Source organism: Nocardia sp. 852002-51101_SCH5132738 (genome assembly GCF_001665695.1).
GTDB classification, from domain to species: Bacteria; Actinomycetota; Actinomycetes; order Mycobacteriales; family Mycobacteriaceae; genus Nocardia; species Nocardia nova.
Genome location: NZ_LZML01000094.1, coordinates 39792 through 61956, shown reverse-complemented (window position 1 = coordinate 61956; position 22165 = coordinate 39792). Strand labels below are relative to the sequence as shown.

Below are 22165 nucleotides of genomic sequence, written 5' to 3'. Positions count from 1 at the left end.
TCCGATGATGCCGCCGAGGTTCCGCCTCGGCGGCATCGTCGTTATGTCCGGGGTATTGCCGCGACGGCCCCATAGTGTGGGCTGTCGTGGATCAGTTGGTGTTGGTTTTCGTGCTGGCGTTCGCGACGATCCTGGCGCAGCCGCTGGGCCGGCGGCTCGGTTTGGCGCCCGCGGTGCTGATGACGGTCTTCGGGCTCGTCATGGCGGTGCTGCCGTTCGTGCCGAATATCGCGCTGGCGCCCGAGCTGATCCTCCCGCTGGTCCTGCCGCCGTTGCTCTACGCCTCGGCGCGGCGCACCTCCTGGCAGCAGTTCGCGTCCAACGCGGGGGCGATCCTGTTGCGAGCGGTCGGTCTGGTGGTGGCCACCGCGGCCGCGGTCGCCGCGATCTTCCATCTCTGGTATCCGGCGCTGCCGGTGGGCACGGCGTTCGCCCTGGGCGCGGTGGTGGCGCCGCCGGATCCGGTGGCGGTGAGCGCGATGGCGAACCGGCTGGGCCTGCCGCGGCGTCTGGTGGCGGTGCTCGAGGGTGAGGGCCTGTTCAACGACGTGACCGCGGTGGTGATCTACGACGTCGCGGTGCAGGCGGTGGTGACCGGGCAATTCTCGGCCTGGCGGACCGCGGTCGACTTCGTGGTCTCGGCGGTGGTGGCGATGGCGGTCGGGCTCGCGCTCGGCTGGGCCGGCAGTGCCCTGATGCGGCGGCTGACGGAGGCGCCGTGGCAGGTTGCCCTCGGATTGCTACTCCCGTTCGCCGCCTACGGGCTCGCCGAGGCCGCGCACGGTTCGGCGGTGCTCGCGGTCCTCGTGTGCGCGCTGTATCTCACCGATGCCGCAACGGATTTCAGCGATGTGGGATACCGAATCGTCGGCGATTCGTTCTGGGACGTAATCGACATGCTGGTCACCGGATTCGCCTTCGGACTGGTGGGCCTGGAGTTGAGCACGGTGCTCGCCACCACCGGTCCGAACTGGCCACGCCTGCTCGGCGGGGCGGCCGCGGTGGTCGGCGTGGTGGTTGCCCTGCGGGTGCTGTGGCTGCTCGCCAGTACCGCGCTGTTTCGCGGATGGTGGCGGCGCCGGCGGGTGGACGAGCCGTACACCTGGCGCGAGACCGTGGTCACCTGGTGGGCCGGCATGCGCGGCGTGGTGACCGTCGCGCTGGCGCTGGCGTTGCCGCTGACCACCGATTCGGGCGCGGACTTCCCCGGCCGCACCGAGGTCCTGTTCATCGCGTTCGTCGTGGTGCTGTTCACGCTGCTGCTGCAGGGTCCCACGCTGCCTCTGGTCGCTCGCTGGACCGGGGTGAAGGCCGATACCGAGGTCGAGCGAGCCATGGAGCGACGGCTGTGGACGCGGATCCTGCGCGCGGAACTGGCCCGGCTGGAGGACATCGCCGACACCGAGGATCTGCCCGACGAGGTGTATCAGCGGCTGCGCGACAGCGTGGAACGCCGGTTGATGCGCGCCGACCCGGAAGCGGCCCAGGCCGCCGACGGCACCAAGACCGTCGAGCACGCCATGCGGCTGACCGGCAAATTGCGCACCATCAGCAACGACGTCCTCGACGCCGGCCGCGGTGAGGCGCTGGCCGCCCGGCGCGAACCGGGTATGCCGCCGGATCTGGTGGACCGGGTGATGCGCCGGCTGGATCTGCGCCCGCCGCCGCTGCTGTGAGGTAGCGGACTCGCGCGACGGTCGAGTCCCCTGGACACCCTGCGGCGATCGATCCCCGGTCCACGGACACGCGACGCGAACTGGCCTCGCGCTCCGGCAAACACCAGCTATTTTCCAGGACTAACGTTCGGGAAATTTACTACCTGCGAGTATATAGCTAATGTGCGGACGGTCACCGGCATGGGGATGCGGTGACGCACTTTCGGCAAGGAGTCCGCATGCTTCAGATCGACCAGTTCACCTACGGGTGGTTGACACCCGCACTGGCCTACGTCATGTCCGTCATCGGTTCGTTGCTCGCGTTGCGCTGTATGGTGCGCGCGCGGGCCAACCCCGAGCGCCGCGGATGGGTCGTCACCGCGGCCGTGGCCCTGGGCGGTACGGGCGTCTGGGTCATGCACTTCATCGCGATGCTGGGTTTCTCGGTCCACGGGGCGACCATTCGCTACGACATCCCGATCACGTTGATCAGCGCCGCGATCGCGGTGGTCGTGGTCTGGATCGGCCTGTCGCTGGTGATCCGCCGGCGGGGCGACACCTCGGCGCTGCTGACCGGCGGGGCGGTCACCGGGCTGGGTGTGGCCGCGATGCACTACGCCGGCATGTACGCGATGAAGACCGATGTCGCGATGCACTACGACGCGTGGCTGGTCCTCGTCTCCATCGTGATCGCGGTGGTGGCGGCGACCGCGGCGCTGTGGTTCGCGCTGCACGTCGAGGGACTGCTCGCGACCATCGGTTCGGCGATGATCATGGGCGTCGCGGTCTGCGGTATGCACTACACCGGCATGTACGCCATGCAGGCCCATATGGCCGAGCACATGCAGGCGCCGTCGGGGGCGCAGGCCAATCAACTGCTGACCCCGCTCATCATCGGCGTCAGCATGGTGACGCTGCTGCTGTTCCTGCAGGTCGGCATCACCGATATCCACGAGCCGGATCTGTCGCGCATCCGTGGGCAGCACGCGAGCCGTTACTGGCCCAGCAGCACCGAGTCCGACTCCCCGGCGACCGGGTCGTTCGCTCGCGAGGAGTACCCCGGCGAGCAGACACACCGGCACCGCCGCTAGCCGCCGTCGGCAGGGCCCGCGCAATGCGGTGACCGCACAGCTCACCGGCGGGAAACCGCCGCGAGGCGAACCTGTGGCACCGGATTGCGCGGGTCGGTGGGCGGACCGGCCCGCCGCGGGCGACACTGGCATACGTGGCGTCTTCCGCTTTGAATCACTACCGGTCCCCATGGGCCCGGACGCTCGACCTCGACACCGGGCGCCGGCAACTGCTGGACTGGTGGCACGGCCCGGATCGGATCTACCGGGCCGGGAAGGCGGTCCACGACCATCTGGCCGGTGCGCCGGCCTCCTGCGCCTACGCGTTCACATTGTTCGTCACCTGGTGGACGCTGCGCGGGATCAGTGATTTCGCCGGGCACCGGCTGATCCTGTCGGCCTCGACGAATCTGCACAATATGCGCCGGGAGCCGGTACAAGTGCTGGTCGCGTCGGCGTTCTGGACCGACGGCGGATTTCCGTGGGTGATCATCATCGGCTTCCTGACGGTGATGGCCTTCGCCGAGCGCTGGCTGGGGACGTTGCGCTGGATCATGGTGTTCGCCTGCGGCCACGTCGGCGCCTCGATGATCGTGGTCACCGGCATCGCCTTCGCGGTGCACCACGAGCTGATTCCGCTGCGCATCGCGGTGGCCTCCGATGTGGGGTCCTCCTACGGTTTCACCGCGGTGCTGGCCGCGCTGAGCTTCCATCTGCGCGGTACACCCCGGGCCGTGTGGGCGGTCGGGTTGCTGGCCTGGTTCGGCTTCGCCGCCTGGCACGGGCGCACGTTCACCGACTACGGCCACCTGACGGCGCTGTTCATCGGCTTCGTGGTCGGGGCGGTCGCGGTGGCGTTGTCGCGGCGGCTCGAGCGGATCCGCGACCAGCGGCCCGCGGGCACCCGCCGCGCACCGGGCGACACCGCGCCCCGGCCGATCGACCATCCCGCGCCCGCCCTGGTGAGCGAGGACGAGCCCTCAGCCGACGGCCGGAGCGAGCCGACGCTGCATTGAGCGCACCACGGGTTCGACCACGCGCGCCGCGACCGGGCCGAGGATCGCCATCAGCAAGACGTAGGCCGAGGCCAGCGCCGCCAGCTTGCCCGGTACCGCACCGACCGAAACGGCAAGTCCCGCAATGACGATCGAGAATTCACCGCGGGCCACCAGGGCGGCGCCGGCGCGCGCACGACCGAGCCGTCCGATGCCCTGCCGCTTGGCCGCGAACCACCCGGTTCCGATCTTGGTCAGCGTGGTGATCACGGCCAGCAGCACCGCCCAGCCGAGGACCTGCGGGATCTTGTGCGGATCGGTGTTGAGGCCGAAGGCCACGAAGAAGATGGCGGCGAACAGATCCCGCAGCGGTTCCAGGAGTTTCGCGGCGCTCTGCGCGGTGGATCCGGAGATCGCGATACCCAGCAGGAACGCGCCGACCGCGGCCGAGACGTTCAGCGCGGAGGCGAGGCCCGCGACCAGCAGCGCGGCCCCCAGCAACTGCAGCAGGAACACCTCGCGATCCTTGCTGTCCACGATCGAGGACACGAAGCGCCCGTAGCGCAGCGCGATAACCAGCACGATCGCGATCACGAGCAAGGCGAGCGCCAACGACCGTAGCCCGGCCAGCCAGCCGACACCGGCCAGGATGGTGGTCAGGATCGGCAGATAGATCGCCATCGCCAGATCCTCGAACACCAGAACCGACAGCACGACCGGCGTCTCCCGGTTACCGAGCCGTCCGAGGTCGTTGAGCACCTTCGCCGCGATGCCGGAGGACGAGATGTAGGTGACGCCGGCCAGGGTGATCGCGCCGGTCGGCCCCCAGCCGAGCAGCAGCGCCACCACCGCGCCGGGCGTGGCGTTCAGCACGATGTCGAGCAGACCCGCGAGCCAGGACTTGCGCATGCCCGAGACCAGTTCCGGCGCGGTGTATTCCAGGCCCAGCAGCAACAGCAGCAGCACGACGCCGATTTCGCCTGCGAGATGGCCGAATTCGGTGGCGGCCTTGACGGTGAGCACACCGCCGTCACCGAAGGCCAGGCCGCCGAGGAGGTAGAGCGGGATCGGGGACATGCCGAAACGCCCTGCGACACGCCCCAGGACACCGAGGGCGAACAGGACCGCTCCGAGCTCGAACAGGGCTAGTGCGGTCGACTCCACCGGCTCACCCGCCGGTCAGAATCTCGAGCGCCTCGTCGAGGCCCTGCGGGGTTCCGACCACGACCAGCAGGTCGCCCGCCACGAGCACGAAGTCCGGACCGGGCGAGGGGTAGATCTGCCCGGCCCGCATCACGGCGACGATCGACGCCTTGGTGCGGGTGCGCATGCGGGTGTCGCCGAGCGCACGCCCCGAATACGGCGATTCGTCACCGATCGGGAGCTGGCGGGTGGTGATGCCCGGCAGATCGCGATGATCGTCCTTGAGCTTCTCCACGAGCTGCGGTGCGCCCAGCAGATTGGCGAGTACGGCCGCCTCGTCGACGGTCAGCGGCACCTGGGCGGCGCAGTCGTCGGGATCGTCGTGCTTGGAGACGATGAGATCGATACCACCGTCACGATGCGCGACAACTCCGATCCGGCGCCCGGACCGCGCCTCGAAGTCCTTACGGACGCCAATTCCGGGCAGCTGTGTCACATCGACGTTCACGAAATCCAGCCTAGATCAAGCACTTCGAGAAGCCGGCCACTGAGCCGGATCCGCGGTGAGTGCCGGAAATGTCCCTTTTTCATCAGGGCCATAGTAACTGGTGCGCACCACCGCCGTGACGGGAAGCGGGCCGTAGAGGTGCGGAAAGCGCATCGAACCCGGGTCGTCGGCCACGCCCGGCTCCCAGCGCAGCGGCGCGCTCAGGCGGGTGACGTCGACCCAGAGCAGCAGCATATCGTCGCACCCGGCGAACAACCGGTTCGCCGGCAGATGCACCTGATGCGGTGCGGACAGATGAAGGAACCCCTCGGCCTCGAGCGAGGGTGCCACCCGTTCGCCGATTCGCTGCGCCTGCTCCCACTCCGCGGGCGTACAGAGATGAACCAGCATGCGCCCGTTGGTGTTTTCGGTATTCGAGGCGGCGGGGGCAACGTTGTCGGCAGTCACGGCTGCACCATACCCAGCGTGGCGCGCGCGACCCGCCGAACGGAACGAAGCGGACGTTTGATTGAGCGGTTGATTGTCGGTGGGCGCGGGTAATCTGCGAGCAGACAACTGGATCGGCCTTTTTCCGAAGTGTTGAACCACAGGTGGTGAACCGAGGTTCCCAAGGATGGTCATGGTGTTCGCCCACAGCGAAATACCTGGTCATGTTAGGGAAAACACATACAAACATCTTCGGGAACAAAGCCCCCGTCCCGAACGTCTGACAGAGTAGTCATCAGCCACTGCTGGGAAGTAGCGGTAGCGAGCCCGCGGAAGGGACCGCGGGCCCCACACCAGGCAAACGGCTTTCTGCGCCGGGAGCCAGGACGGAGGAGTCATGCCAGGAACACTGACAAGCACCCCACTGACTGCGGTCGATCGTTGCGACCGCTGCGGTGCGGCCGCGCGCGTGCGCGCGACACTTCCCGCCGGTGGCGAGTTGCTCTTCTGCCAGCACCACGCGAACGAGCACATGGAGCGCCTGCGCGAACTGGAGGCAGTCATCGATACCGAGTCGGCACCGGCACTGTAAGGCCGGCTCCTCACGTCCCCTGTCAGCCAAGGGCGGCCTCCGGGCCGCCCTTTTTCGTGTCTCGGATCACAGAACCTCCGATCACAGGTGCCGGGATGTCAGCCCGTCCAGCAGGCGGGCCAGTCCGTACTCGAAGGCGCCGTCCGGATCTCCGGGCGCCTGATACTGCTCCCCTACCGCGGCGCCCACCCGCTCCGCGAGCGGAAACGACTGCCCCGTCATGGCCTCGGTGAGCACCGGCCCGTACGCCTCCCACCAGCGCGCATCGCTCATCTCCTCGGCGCCGCGCCGGGCCGCGACCGCCGTGCGAGCATTGCCGGTCGCGAAATCCGACAGCGCGGCAATGGTCCGGTCCATGTCGACATCGGACAGCCCCGCCCCTTCCAGCGCGCTCAACTGCCGTTCGTAACGTCGCATCCGCCCCGGACCCAGATCCAGCCGCCACGGCGGTACCTCCAGTAGCCACGGGTGGGTGAGCAGTTCCGCGCGGACACCGCGAGCAATGGCCGCCAGACGCTCGCGCAGGGGCGCGGCCGGGTCGAGCGGCGTGTCCTCGCCGGCCACCCAGTCGACCATCGCGATGATCAGCGCCTGCTTGTCGGGGACGTAGGTATAGAGACTCATCGGCCCCAGCCCGAGCGCCGTCGCCACCGCTCGGATGGATACCGCGCTGTAACCGTCGCGGTCGGCGATCCGGATCGCGGTGCGAATCACCTCGTCCACCTCGACCGTCTGCTTCGGCCCGCGCATCCCCGGACGGGCCGGAAGTTCGCGGCGCCACAGCAGGGCGATCACCTGCCGCGCCCGGTCGGAGGCGGATTTCTGAGCCACAACACTCCTCGGAAATCTCATTACACTGTACGGGGTTATAATACTCCGTACACTATACGTAGATAAGCGAGGGTCCTCTGCACACGACACACGCCACCTATCTGCCCGACCGCCATGCGTTCGCCCTGTGGCACTGGGGCGCCGCGGCGACCGAAGCTCCGCCGCCCGGTGTGCGCGATACCGTCCGGCTCGCCCTCCCGGATCCCGACGGCACCACGATCGGAGTGAGCGAGGTCACCTGCGCCGTCGTCGACGCCGATCAGCTCGGCGCGGTCGACGTGGCCCGCGCCGGTTCGTCACTGTCGGCCTGGCAGCGCGTCGCACGAGAGGCCGGCGGGCCGGAGCTGTTACCCGCCGCCGCCCACGCCGTACCCAATGCCGCGGCGACCGCGATCGTCTCCGCCGACCGGGCGGTGCGGGCCTACCGCGAGACCGAGGACATCGCGCGGGCGTTGCGCGAACCACTCCGTGCGCGGTTGCGGCCCTATCAGGCGCGCGGGATCTCCTGGCTGCACCGGACGACCGCCGACCACGGCGGCGCGGTGCTCGCCGACGAGATGGGACTGGGAAAGACCGTGCAGGCCATCGGCTTTCTCCTCGGACACGCCGAGTCCGGCCCGCAACTCGTGGTCTGTCCGACCTCGCTGGTCGGCAACTGGATCCACGAGATCACTCGCTTCGCGCCCGGACTGCGCCCACTCGCCTGGCGCGGCGGCGAACTCGGCGAGCCCGGACCCGATGCGGTGCTCGTCACCGGATATCCGACGCTGCGCGGCCACGGACCGGCACTGGCCGATATCGATTGGGCCACCGCGATATTCGACGAGGCGCAAGTGCTGAAGAATCCCCGCACGCAGGTCTCGCGCGCCGCGCGCGCCGTGTCCGCGCGAGCGCGGGTCGCCCTGACCGGCACGCCCGTGGAGAACCATCTCGACGAACTGTGGGCGCTGCTCAATCTGGTCACACCCGCGGCGTTCACCCACAAGGCGCAGTTCCGGCGGCGCTTCGTCCGTCCCATCGAGGAGGGTTCCACCGCGGCCGTGCAGCGGCTGCACGACACCATCGAGCCGATCGTGCTGGCCCGCCGCAAGATTCAGGTGGCCGCGACCTTGCCGCCGAAGATCCACACCGACCTGGTCTGCGATCTGACCGCGGAACAACAGCGTCTCTACGACGAGCTGCTCGGCCGCGCCGAGGCCGACGGATTCGGCGTGGGCGCCGAACGCAACGCGCGCGTATTGGCCGCGCTGACCGCCCTGAAGCAGGTGTGCAACCATCCCGGGCTGGTCACCGGCGATCTCGACGAACTCACCGGCCGCAGCGGAAAGTTCGACGTCTGCTTCGATATCCTCGCCAACAACCTCGAACTGGATTGCCCGACACTGGTTTTCACCCAATACCGGCGCACCGGGGAGTTGCTGGCACGCCACTGCGCCGAGCGATTCGGAGTCGAGGCGCCGATGTTCCACGGCGGTCTGTCGCAGAGCGAGCGCGATGCGATCGTCACCGCTTTCCAGAGCGCCGACGGCCCGCCGATCCTGATATTGAGCCTGCGGGCCGCCGGGACCGGCCTGACCCTGACCCGCGCCGCGGACGTGGTGCACTTCGACCGCTGGTGGAATCCCGCGGTCGAGGCGCAGGCCTCGGACCGCGCGCACCGCATCGGGCAGACCCGCCCGGTCACGATCACCACACTGACCAGCGCCACCACCGTCGAGGAACATATCGCCGGTATGCACGATCGCAAATCAGCGCTGGCCGGACTCGGCGCCGGCGACGGACGTTCGGCGGTCGCCCGGCTGGCCCGGTTGGACGACGACCACTTGCTCGCCGTACTGCGCCGGAAGCGAGGCAATTGACATGCCCGACAACGAATTCGGTTACACGCCGTGGGGTATGGGCTGGGTGCGGCTGGCGGAGCCGATCCGGACGGCACGTCCCGAGCCGCTGCTGCCCCGCGCACGCAGCATCGCCCGCAACGGCGGCGTTCACCTGACAATCGACGGCACCACGGTCTCGGCGCACATCCACCGTGGCGGGCAGGCATCGGTGACGCTGCTGGAGATCGCACCGCTGCCGGCGTCCGTGGTGAGCGCCATGGCCGAGCACATCCCCGCGCAGCTGGTCCAGCTCACCGATGAGGTGCACGCCACCCTCACCGCCGCCGGCTTGGCTCCGATACCGCGGCTCGCTGCGACCGACTGCTCCTGTTCGGCCCGCAACCCACGCTGCCTGCACCTGCTGGCCGGCTGCTACGCCCTCGCCCGAGCCGTGGACGAGAACCCCTGGCTGTCCTTGGATCTGCAGGGCTACCGGTCCGGCGGCGCGGAGGAGACCGGCGCGGCGGACGTCCCGCCCGCGCGGTGGACCTCGCTCGATTCTCTAGACCCCGCAACGTTTTTCACCGGCGCGCACGACAGGATGTCACGCGTTGGTGCCGCCGTCGACGGTGAGGGTCGCACCGGTCAGGCGGGCGCCGGACGGGCCGGCGAGGAATGCGACGACACCCGCCACGTCGTCGGCCTCGCCGAAGCGGCCGAGCGCCGAATGCCGTAGCTGGTTCTCGGCGTGCGACGACGCGGCCGGATTCATATCGGTGTCGGTCGAGCCCGGCTGTACCAGGTTGACCGTGATCCCGCGCGGGCCCAGTTCTCGCGCGAGCGCTCGAGTGAATCCGTTCAGTGCGGATTTGCTGAGGTTGTAGAGCGTCAAACCCTCGAACAACGCGCGTTCGGACAGGTTCGACCCGATGCTGATGATGCGCCCGCCGCGATCCATGTACGCCAGTGCGGTCTGTGCCGCGACGAAAGCGGCCCGGGCGTGGATGTGCAGCGCCTCGTCGATCTCGGCAACGGTGAAATCGGTGAACGGCTTGGCCGGGAAGATGCCCGCGTTGTTGACCAGGATGTCGACGCCACCCAGTTCCGCGGCGGTGCGATGGACCGCCGCGACGACCTGCGCGGCATCGGCACTGTCGGCCTGCACCGCGATCGCGCGCCGCCCGAGACCCCGGATATCGGCGGCTACCGCCTCGGCCGCCTGGGCCGCGCCTCGGTAGGTCAGCGCCACATCCATGCCGTCGGCGGCCAGGCGCCGCGCGATCGCGGCGCCGATGCCCCGGCTTCCTCCGGTCACGAGAGCCACGGTGGTCGACTCGCTCATCTGCACTCCAATTCTGTGTCGATCAATACAGAAATAGACAAGCAGCTCGGCTGACGGTCGTCAAGAGATATATTTAGTGATCGACACAGAAAGAGGATTCGATGGCCGAACGCGGACGACCGCGCGGATTCGATCGCGACATCGCGCTGCGGCGCGCCATGGAAGTGTTCTGGGAACACGGCTACGAAGGCGCCGCGATGAGCGATCTGACGTCCGCGATGGGGATCAATTCCCCCAGTCTGTACGCCGCCTTCGGATGTAAGGAGCAACTGTTCCGCGAAGCCGTCGAACTCTACGGCCGCACCGAAGGCGGATACACCGCCCGCGCGCTCGCGACCGCGCCGACCGCGCGCGCGGCCGTCGAGGCGATGCTGCGCGACAACGCGGCCGCCTACTGCGACCCCGCCACACCGCGCGGATGTCTGGTGGTGGTCGCGGGCAATACGGCGGGCCCGCGCCACGGCGCCGTCCGGGATCTGCTCGCCGAACGCCGTCGCCACACCACCGAAGCGGTGCGGCAGCGCCTCGAGCGCGGCATCCACGACGGGGATCTGCCGGCCGACACCGACATCGACGGTCTCGCCGATTTCTACACCGCCGTGCTGTTCGGACTGTCGGTGCAGGCCGGTGACGGCGTGGACCTGCACCGGCTCGGCCGGACCATCGACCGGGCGCTGCAAGTCTGGCCGGAATCGGCCCCCGCCGAACAGCGCTGAAGCACCCGGTCCGTTTCGGAAAACGCTGCGGGCCAGGACTTTTCGCCACCCCGACGCAGCTGCGACTACATGCGCCGCAGTGCCGCGATGCGCTGGGACAGCTGATCGGCGGTCGCCAGCGCTGTCGGCGGCCCGCCGCATTCGCGCCGCAGCTCGCCGTGGATCACCCCGTGCGGCTTACCGGTGCGGTGATGATGCATGGCGACCAGCGAGTTGAGTTCGCGCCGCAACTCCCCCAGCCGATCGGCGGTCGCGACGCGTTCGGCCGCGGCCGCCGCGGACGGGCCGGCATCGGGCGCCTCGGCCACCGAGACAGCGGCGCTGCGTTCGCGGATCTGGCGGGTCTGGCGGTCGCGCAGCAGCGCGCGCATCTGATCGGCGTCCAGCAGGCCCGGAATGCCGAGGTAGTCGGCCTCCTCGTCGCTACCGGAGAACGTCGCGGTACCGAACGAGTCGCCGTCGTAGATCACCTGATCCAGTTCGGCATCGGCCGCCAGCGCGACGAAGGCGCGTTCCTCCTCGCCCGGTTCGTCCTTCTGCTTGTTGGCGTCGATCAGCAGTTCGTCGTCGAGGGCGTCCTTCTCCCGATGCGGTTTGCCGATGACGTGGTCGCGCTGCACCTCGAGCTGGGCGGCCAGATCGAGCAGCACCGGCACCGACGGCAGGAAGACGCTCGCAGTCTCCCCGGTCCGGCGCGCACGCACGAAACGGCCGATGGCCTGGGCGAAATACAGCGGAGTCGAGGCGCTGGTGGCGTAGACGCCGACGGCCAGGCGCGGCACGTCCACACCTTCGGACACCATGCGCACCGCGACCATCCACGGGTCGGTGGTGTTGCTGAACTCCCCGATGCGCTGGGAGGAGGTGGGGTCGTCGGAAAGGACCACCGCCGGTTTGCTGCCCGAAATATGTTCCAGCAGTTCGGCGTAATCGCGGGCCTTCTCCTGATCGGTCGCGATCACCAGGCCGCCCGCGTCGGGCATGCCGGTGGCGCGCAACTGCCGCAGCCGGGTGTCGGCGGCGGTCAGCACCTTCGACATCCAGTCGCCGGCCGGATCGAGGGCCGTGCGCCAGGCGCGCGCGGTCTGTTCGGCGCTCAGCGGCTCGCCCAGCCGGGCGGAGTACTCCTCCCCCGCGCTGTCGCGCCATTGCGCCTCACCGGAATAGGCGAGGAAGACCACCGGCCGCACGACGCCGTCGGCCAGGGCCTCGGAATAGCCGTAGGTGTAGTCGGCACTCGACCGCGGAAATCCGGATTCGTCCGGTTCGTAGTTGACGAACGGAATCTGCGAATCGTCACTGCGGAAGGGGGTACCGGTCAGCGCCAAGCGGCGGGTGGCGTCGCCGAACGCCTCGGCTACCGCATCACCCCAGCTCTTGGCGTCACCCGCATGGTGGATCTCGTCGAGAATCACCAGCGTCCGGCGATTCTCGGTCCGCACCCGATGCTTGAACGGATGCGAGGCGACCTGGGCGTAGGTGACCACGACGCCGTGGAAATCGCCGGAGGTGCCTCCGGTGCTGTTGGAGAAGTTCGAATCCAGCTGGATGCCGATCCGCGCCGCCGCCGCCGACCACTGGTGCTTGAGATGTTCGGTCGGCGCGACCACGGTGACCTGGTCGACGGTGCGGTCGGTGAGCAGTTCGGTCGCCAGCCGCAGCGCGAACGTGGTCTTACCCGCCCCGGGCGTGGCCACGGCCAGGAAGTCACGTGGTTTGGTCGTCAGATATCTGGTGAGTGCCCTGCGCTGCCATGCTCGTAACGAACCGCCACCACCCGAAGTCACTCGACAGACAGTAGCGACCGGCACCGACACCTAGCCAATTCGACACCACCTCATCCGCCACGAATCCGGCGGCGGCCCGGCTCACCTCGCAGATCACCGCGGGCCTGTGCGGCAGAACACTTACGACACGTTCACCTCCTGTTGCTGCCGTCGGGCCACCGGTGGGCAATGCTGTACTCACGATGTGTTCCGACCGACCGGCCTCGACCTCCGGCGCGGCGCGCTCCTGGCAGCGGCTGCGCGGCCGAGTCATGGCCGTGCTCCGGCGCATCTGGCAGGTGATCGCACGGGTCGCCGACAAGGCGTGGAGCGATTCGATCTTCGCCAAATCGGCCGCCGCCGCGTTCTGGCAGACCCTGTCGCTGGCGCCGCTGCTGCTCGGACTGCTGGGTTGTATCGGTTACGTCGGCGGCCTGTTCGGCCCCGACACCGTCCACATCGTCGAGGGCAAGATCGTCAGCTTCAGCCGCAATCTGTTCAGCGCCAACGTCGTCGACGAGATGATCGCGCCGACCGTGCGCGACGTACTGCAGCGTGGCCGCGGGGCGGTGGTCTCGGTGGGATTCGTGCTGTCGCTGTGGGCGGGGTCCTCGGCCATGGCGACCTTCGTCGATTCCATCGTCGCCGCACACGGGCAGGCCGATGCCCGCCATCCGGTCTGGCAGCGCATCTTCGCGCTCGGGTTGTATCTGCTGTTCCTGGTGGCGGCCGTGTTCGTGCTGCCGCTGGTGGCGTTGGGCCCGACCCTGATCGGCCGCACGCTGCCGCCGGACTGGCGCGAACCCGGATTACGCCTGATCGACACCTTCTACTATCCGGCGGCCGGACTGCTGCTCATCGTCGGCTTGACCACGTTGTACAAGCTGGCCCTGCACCGGTCGCTGCCGTGGCATCGGCTCTTCGGGGGAGCGCTGGTGGCCGGCATCTTCTTCATGGCGGCCAGCGACATCCTGCGCCGCTACCTGACCTACGCGGCGCGCGCCGGCGTCAGTTACGGGGCTCTCGCGACGCCGATCGCCTTCCTGCTCTTCACGTTCTTCCTGGCCTTCGCGGTGATCCTGGGCGCGGAATTCAACGCCACCGTGCAGGAGTTCTGGCCGGCCCGCGCGACCCGGTTCGAACAGTTCAAACAGTGGTGGGCCCGGCGCAAGCACCGGCACGACGGACACCACGACGAGAACGAGACCGTGCGCGGCGACGCCGAGCCACCCGCCGATCTGCCGTGGACGCAGCCCGATGACCCGGGAACCGCGAAGCCGCAACACGCGCAGCATTCGGAAGCCTCGCCGACGACCGGGCAGTCCGACGACCCCGCCGGTGGTTCCGCCCACCGCGCCGACACCCGCCCACCGACCGTCCTCGATCGCGGCCGGATCCGCCCCGCCGGCTAACCGCACCGGAGACGATCGAGCCGTCGACGGATGCCGGCAGCCGGCCCGCTCGCTGGGTGCCGTTCGACGCGTCGCCTACTTCCCGGCGCCGGGCAACGGATGGTCGCGGAAGAAGTCCCAGATGATCCGGTTCGCGCTGATCGCCGTCGTAGTACGGCCGACCAGCGGTTCCGGCGAGATCACCGACGCGGTGCCCGGCCACGTGTGCCCGCCGCCTAGTACCGCGTACAACTGCACGGCCGTCTGCTCCGGGCACGGATAGGTGTAGCGCACGACGTCGGGGGTGACCTGCTGCCGGTCCGGTTGCGTTCCGCATCCTTCGCGCCGCGCCCACGCCGCCGCCTGATCGGGGATGCTCGCCGGTCCGGGTCCATCGACACCGCTCGGCCGCGTATCGCCGCGCTGAGCCGACCCGGTTCCGTCGGCCGAGGGCAGATATTTCGCATTGGGACCGACACCGCCCGTATAGGCGACGATCGGATCCTCGGTGCCGTGGAAGGCGACCATCGGGACGGCCCGAGCCGGATCGCACCACGCGAAGTCCTGCAGTCCGGCCACCGGCGCCACCGCGGCGATGCGATCCGCGAGCTGACATGCCAGCGACGAGGTGGTGAAGGCCCCCATCGACAGCCCGGTCACATAGACGCGGCGTTCGTCCACGCACCGGGTGGCCTCGACGTGGGTCAGCAATTCGGACAGGTAGGCGATATCGGCGCTGTGCTCACCGAAATCCCATCGCGGCACACCGGATTCGTCCAGCTGCGGCGTGACCGTCGCGAATCCGTTCGCCATGCCGAAGGAACCCAGGCCGGTGCCAGCGTACTCGAGTGCGGCCGGTTCCAGATAGCCGTGCAGATCGACGACCAGCGGCAGCGGTGCGGTGGCGGCGGGGACGTCGAGAAGGTAGGTCCCGGATTTCCCGGCCCCCGCGAAACTCTCGTTCGAGGTGCCGGTGGGATGCGGCGCCGAACATCCCGGCGACGGCCGCGCCGCGACGTTCGCAGGTTCGCCGGCCTGGGCGGTGGTCGCGGTCGAGAAGGCGTCAGCCGTCACGAGTGCCGCCACGAGGCAGGAGACGGTGCGCAACCACCGGGACGTCGCGATTTTCATGTAGTGCCCACCTCGCGGAAAACATTGTTCTCGTCAGAGAGAACAATGATCACACAAGCGGGACGGGCGTGGGCGCAGACGGAGGAGACAGCCGCAAGCGGCCGCTCGGTCGCTGCTGCGGCTCAGTCCTTCTTCATCATTTCGTAGATGCGCTTGCAGTCCGGGCAGACCGGCGAGCCGGGCTTGGCCGAGCGCGTCACCGGGAACACTTCGCCGCACAGCGCCACCACATGGGTACCCATGACGGCACTTTCGGCGATCTTGTCCTTCTTCACGTAGTGGAAGAATTTCGGAGTATCGCTGTCGGTCGTCTCGTCGGTGGTCGTATCCGGACGAACCAGGGTGTCGGTGCTCACCCCATCGATTCTGCCATCGCCACGCGAGGGTGGTGAGCGGGTGTCGCCAACCTCATCGAATACCCCGCGGCCCGGCGGTGCTCGCGCGGCCGAAGGCGCGTGTGCATTCGATCATGCGGAGTGGAAGACTCGACGTATGCAGCGTGACGGCGACTCCTCCGACCTACCGCCCGAGTCCCGGACGTCGGGCCCCGGACGGGTCGGTTCGGAGCGCGAGGACGCACGCGCGGCCGAGCCCAGCGGCTCCGCGAACGCCGCCGAGGGCCCGGAGGTTTCGGTGCCGGCGGACGATCCGCGGCCATCGGGCGCGACGTTCGAGCGCCGGCCTCCCGGTTCGATCCCCCGGCCCACCCGCGCCTCGACCGGATATTTCCCCGGGGAGGACAAGCATCCGGTGTTGATCACCGAGGCCGCGCCCTCCCTGGAGCAGCAGCACCGCGCCCGCGTCAAGCGCTACATGATCCTGATGGGCTTCCGCATTCCCTGCCTGGTGCTGGCGGCGGCGGCCTACGGCCTGTGGAGCAACGCGCTGATCTCCCTGGCCATCATCGGCGTCTCCATCCCGCTGCCCTGGATCGCCGTCCTCATCGCGAACGACCGGCCGCCGCGCAGCAAGGACGAGCCCAGCCGCTGGGACGAGCGCCGGGCGGCGAAAGCGCTCGAATCGGGACAGCATCGGTCCATCGACGGCTGAACGACGCGGGCGACCTGCCCGGACCCGGCGAGTACGGCACCTCGTATCAGGTGGCAGAGTTCTCGTGTGCCTGCCGACCGGACCACCGCCTCCCTGCTCACCGCCCTCGCACCCGCGCTGCGCACCGCGCTGACCCGGGTCCGCTACGACGCCGACACCGTGCTCGAGGCCATCGGCGCCGACGCCCACACCGCTCTGGGGCGCTCCGAACCGGTACCGGTGCGCCGGGCCGCGCGCGAGGCCGGTGAACTCGGCACGCTGATCCGGCTGCTGCTGCTCGGTGACGCCCTGCCCGAACGGGAGGTGGCCGCGGCCTTCGCGCCGCTCGACCTCGACCGAGCCGTCGCCGCCGGTCTGCTCGAGCGCGACGGTGACTCGATCCGCGCCGCCCTGGACCTGCGCCCACTTGACCTGGGATCGGGCACCCGCTGGGTACTGTCGGATCTCGACGACTCGATGCGGCGCCGCACACTCAGCGCCGACCACGTCCTGGGCGTGGGACAGGCGTCGCTGTCGCTGCTACGCGCCACACCGACCGAACCCGTCGGATCGGTCCTGGATCTCGGCACCGGCTGCGGTGTGCAGGCGGTGCACGCCGCGGGCTATGCGAAGACGGTGACCGGCACCGACGTCAGCAGCCGGGCGCTGTGGCTGGCCGAGGCGACCGCCGCGCTCAACGACCTGGAGATCGAATTCGCCGAAGGCTCGTGGTTCGAGCCGGTGGCCGGGCGCCGCTTCGATCAGGTGGTGGCCAATCCTCCGTTCGTGGTCGGGCCGGCCCGGATCGAGCACACCTACCGCGATTCGGGGCTGGCCCTGGACGGCGCCAGCGAACTGGTCGTCTCCCAGGCGCCCGGGATGCTGAATCCGGGCGGCACCGCGGCGATGCTCGCCTCCTGGGTGCACGCCGGCGGTGCCGACTGGCGGACCCGGGTGGCGAGCTGGCTGCCCGACCACGGGGTCGACGCCTGGATCGTGCAGCGCGATGTGGCCGATCCGGCGCTGTATGTCGGCACGTGGCTGCGCGATGCCGGCCTCGATCCGCGCGATCCCGAGGCCCAGCAGCGGGCCGAACAGTGGCTGGCCGCCTTCGATGCGGCGAAGGTGGAGGGTATCGGTTTCGGCTTCGTCTATCTGCGCGCGATCGACGGGCCGACCGAAGTGCTCGCCGAGGATCTCACCCATGGTTTCGACGACCCGCTCGGCGCGGAGGCACCGGCCTACTTCCGCCGCTCGGCGTGGCTGCGCACGGTCCTGGCGGACAACGATGTCGCCTGGCGTGCGCGGTTCACCGTCGACGCCGCGACGGCGCTCGAACGCGTCCTGCTGCCGGGCGCCGAGGGCTGGCAGGAGCGCGTGGTCCGGCTGCATCGGGGTGACGGTCCGCGCTGGCAGCACGAGATCGACGACACTCTGGCGGCGCTGCTCGCGGGAATGCGGCCCGGCGGACTGCCGTTGGAAGAACTGGTCGAATTGCTCGCGATCGGCCACACCGGCGACACCGCAACACCGCAATTCCGAGCCGACGCGTTGTCGGCGGTCACCGGACTGGTCCGGCACGGACTGATCACACCGGAAGAACTCGACGCGACCGCAACCGACGCCGGGCGCGCGCCCGCGTCCTCCCCCCTGTTCCCGGAGTTCCCTTCTTAAGAACTTCTCAGACGGAGGATGTGAAAGCCGCAGCTCAGCACGGTTTATCGGCGCCAAGGCGGGGAACTTTCCCAGTGTCGGGTCCGTTGTTCGGAGTGAGACACCACCGACAGGAGGCAAGTCATGACAAGCCCCGCCACCACTGGAGTGCGCGCCATCGATTCGGACCTCGACGCCCAGAGCCCCGCAGCCGACCTGGTACGCGTGTACCTGAACGGGATCGGTAAGACCGCGCTGCTCACGGCCGCCGACGAGGTCGAATTGGCCAAGCGCATCGAGGCGGGCCTCTATGCCCAACACCTGTTGGAGACCGGCAAGCGGCTCTCGGCGACCCGCAAGCGGGATCTGGCGATCCTGGTCCGCGACGGCCAGGCCGCCCGCCAGCATCTGCTGGAGGCCAACCTCCGCCTGGTCGTATCGCTGGCCAAGCGCTACACCGGCCGCGGCATGCCGCTGCTGGACCTGATCCAGGAAGGCAACCTGGGACTGATCCGCGCGATGGAGAAGTTCGACTACGCCAAGGGATTCAAGTTCTCCACCTACGCCACCTGGTGGATCCGTCAGGCCATCACCCGCGGTATGGCCGATCAGAGCCGCACCATCCGCCTCCCCGTGCATCTGGTGGAACAGGTCAACAAGCTCGCCCGGATCAAGCGGGAACTGCATCAGCAGCTCGGCCGCGAGGCCAGTGACGAGGAACTGTCGGCCGAGTCGGGTATTCCGGTGGAGAAGATCGCCGATCTGCTCGACCACAGCCGCGACCCGGTGAGCCTGGACATGCCGGTCGGCAACGACGAGGAAGCCCCGCTGGGCGACTTCATCGAGGATTCGGAGGCGACCTCCGCGGAGAGCGCCGTCATCGCCGGGCTTATGCACCGCGACGTGCGCAGTGTGCTGGCCACCCTGGACGAGCGCGAACAGCAGGTCATCCGGCTGCGCTTCGGCCTCGACGACGGCCAGCCGCGCACTCTCGACCAGATCGGCAAACTGTTCGGTCTCTCGCGTGAGCGCGTGCGCCAGATCGAGCGCGAAGTCATGGCCAAGCTCCGCAAGGGTGAGCGGGCGGACCGCCTGCGCGCCTACGCCAGCTAGGTCACACAGACGCTGGGCCGCCCGGAATCCGGCCCAGCACCATCCCGGTGACCGGATAGCGTGGTCACCTCCGCTGCGCCGGCCGACGCCGGTGTGCCCTTTCCCCCTCCGGGGCACATCCGTCGGCCGGCGTGCTGTATCGATCCGCCCTGACTCTGTGTGCGAATCCCCTTGCGGCCGCGGGCGAATCGGCCGGTTATCCCGAATTGCGCAGGGCGGTGGCCAGGCCGTTCATGGTGAGCAGGATGCCGCGCTCGACCAATTCCGATTCGTCCCCGGCGCGCCTGCGCCGCAGCAGATCTACCTGCATCTGGTTCAGCGGTTCCAGATACGGGAAGCGATTACGAATGGATTCGGCCAGCGCGGGATTGTCCGAGAGCAACTGATCGCTGCCGGTGATCGCCGCGTGCACCTGCACGGTGCGGTCGAACTCGTCGCGGATCATGCCGAAGATGGTGGCGCGCAACGTCGCATCCTCGACCAGTTCCGCGTAGCTGGCGGCGATATCCATATCCGCCTTGGCCATCACCTGCGCCAGATTGGACATCACGGTGCGGAAGAACGGCCACCGCCGATACAGATCGCGCAGGGTATCCCAGCGCTCGGAATCCGTACCGGCCCACTCCTGGATGGCGCTGCCGGTGCCGTACCAGCCCGGCAGCATCACCCGCGACTGGCTCCACGCCATCACCCAGGGAATGGCCCGCAGGTCCGACACCGAATTGGTGGGCTTGCGCGAGGCCGGCCGGCTGCCGAGATTGAGGTCGGCGACCTCCGCGATCGGCGTGGAAGCCCGGAAGTAGTCGACGAAGCCGGGCGTCCGGTGCACCAGCCGCGCGTAGACCTCGCGCGCCGCGTCCGCGAGCTCCTCGAAGACTTCGTAGGCCGCCTCGGCGCCGGACCCCAACCCCTCGACATCCAGCAGTGACGATTCCAGCGTTCCGGCGACCAGCGATTCCAGATTGCGGTGGGCCGAACCGGATTCGGCGTACTTGGTGGAGATCACCTCACCCTGTTCGGTCAGGCGCAGCGAACCACGCACCGCGCCCACCGGCTGGGCGAGGATCGCGTCGTAGCTGCGGCCGCCGCCGCGGCCGACAGTCCCGCCCCGGCCGTGGAACAGCCGCAACCGAATTCCGGTCTTGCGCGCGGTTTCCACCAGATCCAGTTCGGCGCGGTACAACGCCCAGTTCGCCGCCAGATATCCGCCGTCCTTGTTGGAGTCGGAATAGCCGAGCATCACCTCCTGCGCCATCGCGCGGGCGGCGACCAGCCGGCGGTACGCCGGAACCTCCAGTGCCGCGGCCAAAGTCGCCGCACCACCGCGCAGATCGTCGATCGTCTCGAACAGCGGAACCACCCCGACCGGGGAGTGGGGTGGAGTCTGTTCGTCGCCGGGGTCGAGAATTCCCGCCTCTTTCAACAGCAGCGCCGCCTCGAGCATGTCGCTGACCGAGGTGCACATACTGATGATGTAGTTGGGCACGGTATCGGGCCCCAGCGCGTCGATCGCGGCCCGGGCCGCACGAACCACACCCAATTCCTTGGTGGCGAGTTCGCTGAGCCGGGCGTGCGGGCCCAGCAGCGGGCGGCGCGTACTCAATTCCTGTGCCAGCAGCTCGACACGCTCCGGTTCGGAGAGGCTGCCGTAATCCGGGTGCACTCCCGACCACGCCAGCAGTTCGGCCACGACCTGCTCGTGCACCTCCGAGTTCTGGCGCATGTCCAAGCCCTGCAGGTGGAATCCGAACGTCTCCACCGCTCCGCGCAGTGCGGCCAAGCGGTCGTCGGCCAGCAGGCCGTCACCGGATTCGCGCATGGAGGCGTCGATGGTGTTCAGCTCGTCCAGCAGCTGCGCCGGGCCCTCGTACGGAGCGACGCGGGCGAGCTGCTCACCCGGCAGTTCGAGTACCGAGGGGAATTCGGCCGCCGAGCCGAGGGCGCGCTGCGCGGTCGCGGCCACCCGAAGCCGGATGCCGCGGATCGCGCGACGATACGGTTCGTCGGCGCGCTGCGGTGAATCGTCGCCCGCGGCATCGGCCAGCCGGGCCAGCTCCGGGGTGATCGCGACCAGCCGAATCGACTGCGACAGCGACTTCTCCAGCGCGACAAGCTCTTTCAGATAGTGGCCGAAGATCACCGTGGCGGCCCGGCGGGTGGCGCGTTCCACCACCTCGCCCGTCACGTTCGGGTTGCCGTCGCGGTCGCCGCCGATCCAGGAACCGGGCCGCAGGATCGGCCGGGCGAGCAGATCGTATCCGGGCCACCGCGCCCGCAGCGCCTCGCGCACCCCGGCGTTGATGCGCGGAATCACCTCGAGCAGGGTGAGGTCGTAGTAGCGCAATCCGACCTCGATCTCGTCGGAGATCCGCAACCGCGCGAGGCGGATCAGCGCGGTGCGCCACAGGGTGAGGATCTGGCGGCGGATGTCGTGGTCGATCGCCGCGTATTCGGGTTCGTCCTCGCGATAGCGCGCCCGCCGCCGCATCAGTTCGGTGATGCGGGCCTGGACGTCGAAGACGGTACGGCGCCGCGTTTCGGTGGGATGAGCGGTGATCACCGGCGAGACCAGCGCGTCGTCGAGCACCTCCGCGGCGACCGCGCCGTCGACGCGGGCGTGGTCGAGAGCCCGATAGGTCGCGGCCAGGCTGGATTCCTGCGGTGGCTCACCGGCGGCGACGTGGACCGCGCGGCGGCGGTCGCGCTGCAGGTCCTCGGCGAGATTCGCCAGCAGCAGGAAATGGCTGAACGCCCGGATCAGCGGGATCGCCACCCGCAACTCGGTATCGCGCAGCATCTCCGCGACCGCGCTGCGTTCCACTTCCGACCGCCGCACCCTGAAGGCCTCGACCCGCACCCGTTCGACGAGGTCGAACACCTCGGGGCCTTCGTGATCGTGAATGGTCTCGCCCAGGATCGCGCCGAGAAACCGAATATCGTCCCGCAGGGGCGCCGTAGCGCTCTCGATCTGATCTTCGCGCATA

19 protein-coding genes are annotated in these 22165 nt (G+C 69.0%); 10 read left to right on the top strand and 9 right to left on the bottom strand.

Annotated features, from left to right (window positions below; translation table 11 throughout):
- Window positions 1–86 precede the first annotated feature (86 nt).
- The 3 genes from A5789_RS12550 to A5789_RS12540 all read left to right on the top strand — a co-directional run bounded on the left by A5789_RS12550 (window position 87) and on the right by A5789_RS12540 (window position 3741).
- Window positions 87–1676, top strand: a complete 1590-nt coding sequence (locus A5789_RS12550) for a Na+/H+ antiporter (RefSeq protein ID WP_064905001.1) — start codon at window positions 87–89, stop codon at window positions 1674–1676.
- A 218-nt stretch (window positions 1677–1894) separates the two neighbouring features.
- Window positions 1895–2746 (top strand): MHYT domain-containing protein, encoded by an 852-nt coding sequence (locus tag A5789_RS12545; protein ID WP_064905003.1) that lies wholly within the window; start codon window positions 1895–1897, stop codon window positions 2744–2746.
- 134 nt (window positions 2747–2880) lie between these two features.
- Window positions 2881–3741 carry a rhomboid-like protein gene (locus tag A5789_RS12540; RefSeq protein ID WP_181064125.1) on the top strand — a complete coding sequence of 287 codons (861 nt, stop codon included), beginning with the start codon at window positions 2881–2883 and terminating at the stop codon, window positions 3739–3741.
- On the opposite strand, the gene A5789_RS12535 is transcribed toward A5789_RS12540, so the two are convergent.
- From A5789_RS12535 to A5789_RS12525, 3 genes are read right to left on the bottom strand one after another with little or no spacing between them, the layout of a single operon-like run.
- Window positions 3706–4884, bottom strand: a complete 1179-nt coding sequence (locus tag A5789_RS12535) for a cation:proton antiporter (protein ID WP_030517227.1) — start codon at window positions 4882–4884, stop codon at window positions 3706–3708. The two genes, A5789_RS12540 and A5789_RS12535, sit on opposite strands and share 36 nt — an antisense overlap.
- Window positions 4885–4888: 4 nt before the next feature.
- On the bottom strand, window positions 4889–5371 hold the full coding sequence (locus A5789_RS12530; RefSeq protein ID WP_030517228.1) for a cation:proton antiporter regulatory subunit: 483 nt from the start codon (window positions 5369–5371) through the stop codon (window positions 4889–4891).
- Window positions 5372–5386: 15 nt separating this feature from the next.
- On the bottom strand, window positions 5387–5761 hold the full coding sequence (locus A5789_RS12525) for a DUF952 domain-containing protein (protein ID WP_064905007.1): 375 nt from the start codon (window positions 5759–5761) through the stop codon (window positions 5387–5389).
- A 433-nt stretch (window positions 5762–6194) separates the two neighbouring features.
- Between A5789_RS12525 and A5789_RS12520 the strand changes: the two genes are divergently transcribed.
- Entirely contained in the window at window positions 6195–6389 is a 195-nt protein-coding gene (locus A5789_RS12520; protein WP_030517230.1) for a hypothetical protein, read from the top strand.
- Between the two features lie 81 nt (window positions 6390–6470).
- Here A5789_RS12520 and A5789_RS12515 read toward each other — a convergent pair whose 3' ends face one another.
- The gene (locus tag A5789_RS12515) at window positions 6471–7241 is read right to left on the bottom strand and encodes a TetR/AcrR family transcriptional regulator (protein WP_063019143.1); all 771 of its coding nucleotides are present in this window, start codon (window positions 7239–7241) and stop codon (window positions 6471–6473) included.
- A 149-nt stretch (window positions 7242–7390) separates the two neighbouring features.
- Here A5789_RS12515 and A5789_RS12510 point away from each other — a divergent pair, with 149 nt between their 5' ends.
- Window positions 7391–9079, top strand: a complete 1689-nt coding sequence (locus A5789_RS12510; protein ID WP_231953357.1) for a DEAD/DEAH box helicase — start codon at window positions 7391–7393, stop codon at window positions 9077–9079.
- 565 nt (window positions 9080–9644) lie between these two features.
- Here the strand turns inward: A5789_RS12510 and A5789_RS12505 are convergent.
- Window positions 9645–10382: an SDR family oxidoreductase gene (locus A5789_RS12505; RefSeq protein WP_063019147.1), complete on the bottom strand. Its 738-nt coding sequence runs from the start codon at window positions 10380–10382 to the stop codon at window positions 9645–9647.
- A 101-nt stretch (window positions 10383–10483) separates the two neighbouring features.
- Between A5789_RS12505 and A5789_RS12500 the strand changes: the two genes are divergently transcribed.
- Window positions 10484–11098 (top strand): TetR/AcrR family transcriptional regulator, encoded by a 615-nt coding sequence (locus tag A5789_RS12500; protein ID WP_063019149.1) that lies wholly within the window; start codon window positions 10484–10486, stop codon window positions 11096–11098.
- A 65-nt stretch (window positions 11099–11163) separates the two neighbouring features.
- Here A5789_RS12500 and A5789_RS12495 read toward each other — a convergent pair whose 3' ends face one another.
- Entirely contained in the window at window positions 11164–12885 is a 1722-nt protein-coding gene (locus A5789_RS12495) for a DEAD/DEAH box helicase (protein WP_227462841.1), read from the bottom strand.
- Between the two features lie 251 nt (window positions 12886–13136).
- Between A5789_RS12495 and A5789_RS12490 the strand changes: the two genes are divergently transcribed.
- Window positions 13137–14276, top strand: a complete 1140-nt coding sequence (locus tag A5789_RS12490; RefSeq protein ID WP_227462847.1) for a YihY/virulence factor BrkB family protein — start codon at window positions 13137–13139, stop codon at window positions 14274–14276.
- 75 nt (window positions 14277–14351) lie between these two features.
- Here the strand turns inward: A5789_RS12490 and A5789_RS12485 are convergent, their stop codons facing one another.
- Complete coding sequence (locus A5789_RS12485; RefSeq protein ID WP_064905012.1) at window positions 14352–15386, bottom strand: PHB depolymerase family esterase; 1035 nt, start codon at window positions 15384–15386, stop codon at window positions 14352–14354.
- A gap of 122 nt (window positions 15387–15508) precedes the next feature.
- Window positions 15509–15742, bottom strand: coding sequence for a DUF3039 domain-containing protein (locus A5789_RS12480; RefSeq protein ID WP_030517239.1), 234 nt, complete (start codon window positions 15740–15742; stop codon window positions 15509–15511).
- 337 nt (window positions 15743–16079) lie between these two features.
- On the opposite strand from A5789_RS12480, the gene A5789_RS37800 reads away from it, so the two are divergent.
- The 3 genes from A5789_RS37800 (at window position 16080) to A5789_RS12465 (ending at window position 19181) form a co-directional block, all read left to right on the top strand.
- Window positions 16080–16436, top strand: a complete 357-nt coding sequence (locus A5789_RS37800) for a DUF3099 domain-containing protein (RefSeq protein ID WP_051756799.1) — start codon at window positions 16080–16082, stop codon at window positions 16434–16436.
- A gap of 66 nt (window positions 16437–16502) precedes the next feature.
- Window positions 16503–18089 carry a methyltransferase gene (locus A5789_RS12470; RefSeq protein WP_082940669.1) on the top strand — a complete coding sequence of 529 codons (1587 nt, stop codon included), beginning with the start codon at window positions 16503–16505 and terminating at the stop codon, window positions 18087–18089.
- Window positions 18090–18212: 123 nt separating this feature from the next.
- Entirely contained in the window at window positions 18213–19181 is a 969-nt protein-coding gene (locus tag A5789_RS12465) for a sigma-70 family RNA polymerase sigma factor (RefSeq protein ID WP_030517242.1), read from the top strand.
- 196 nt (window positions 19182–19377) lie between these two features.
- Here the strand turns inward: A5789_RS12465 and ppc are convergent, their stop codons facing one another.
- The gene (ppc, locus tag A5789_RS12460; RefSeq protein ID WP_082940668.1) at window positions 19378–22164 is read right to left on the bottom strand and encodes a phosphoenolpyruvate carboxylase; all 2787 of its coding nucleotides are present in this window, start codon (window positions 22162–22164) and stop codon (window positions 19378–19380) included.
- Between the last annotated feature and the right edge of the window lies 1 nt (window position 22165).

Coding starts and splice junctions, on each gene's coding strand:
- A5789_RS12545 (WP_064905003.1), top strand. CDS start 1,895: ATGCTTCAGATCGACCAGTTCACCTACGGGTGGTTGACACCCGCACTG.
- A5789_RS12525 (WP_064905007.1), bottom strand. CDS start 5,761: ATGCTGGTTCATCTCTGTACGCCCGCGGAGTGGGAGCAGGCGCAGCGA.
- A5789_RS12520 (WP_030517230.1), top strand. CDS start 6,195: ATGCCAGGAACACTGACAAGCACCCCACTGACTGCGGTCGATCGTTGC.
- A5789_RS12515 (WP_063019143.1), bottom strand. CDS start 7,241: ATGAGATTTCCGAGGAGTGTTGTGGCTCAGAAATCCGCCTCCGACCGG.
- A5789_RS12505 (WP_063019147.1), bottom strand. CDS start 10,382: ATGAGCGAGTCGACCACCGTGGCTCTCGTGACCGGAGGAAGCCGGGGC.
- A5789_RS12500 (WP_063019149.1), top strand. CDS start 10,484: ATGGCCGAACGCGGACGACCGCGCGGATTCGATCGCGACATCGCGCTG.
- A5789_RS12490 (WP_227462847.1), top strand. CDS start 13,137: ATGGCCGTGCTCCGGCGCATCTGGCAGGTGATCGCACGGGTCGCCGAC.
- A5789_RS12485 (WP_064905012.1), bottom strand. CDS start 15,386: ATGAAAATCGCGACGTCCCGGTGGTTGCGCACCGTCTCCTGCCTCGTG.
- A5789_RS12465 (WP_030517242.1), top strand. CDS start 18,213: ATGACAAGCCCCGCCACCACTGGAGTGCGCGCCATCGATTCGGACCTC.
- ppc (WP_082940668.1), bottom strand. CDS start 22,164: ATGCGCGAAGATCAGATCGAGAGCGCTACGGCGCCCCTGCGGGACGAT.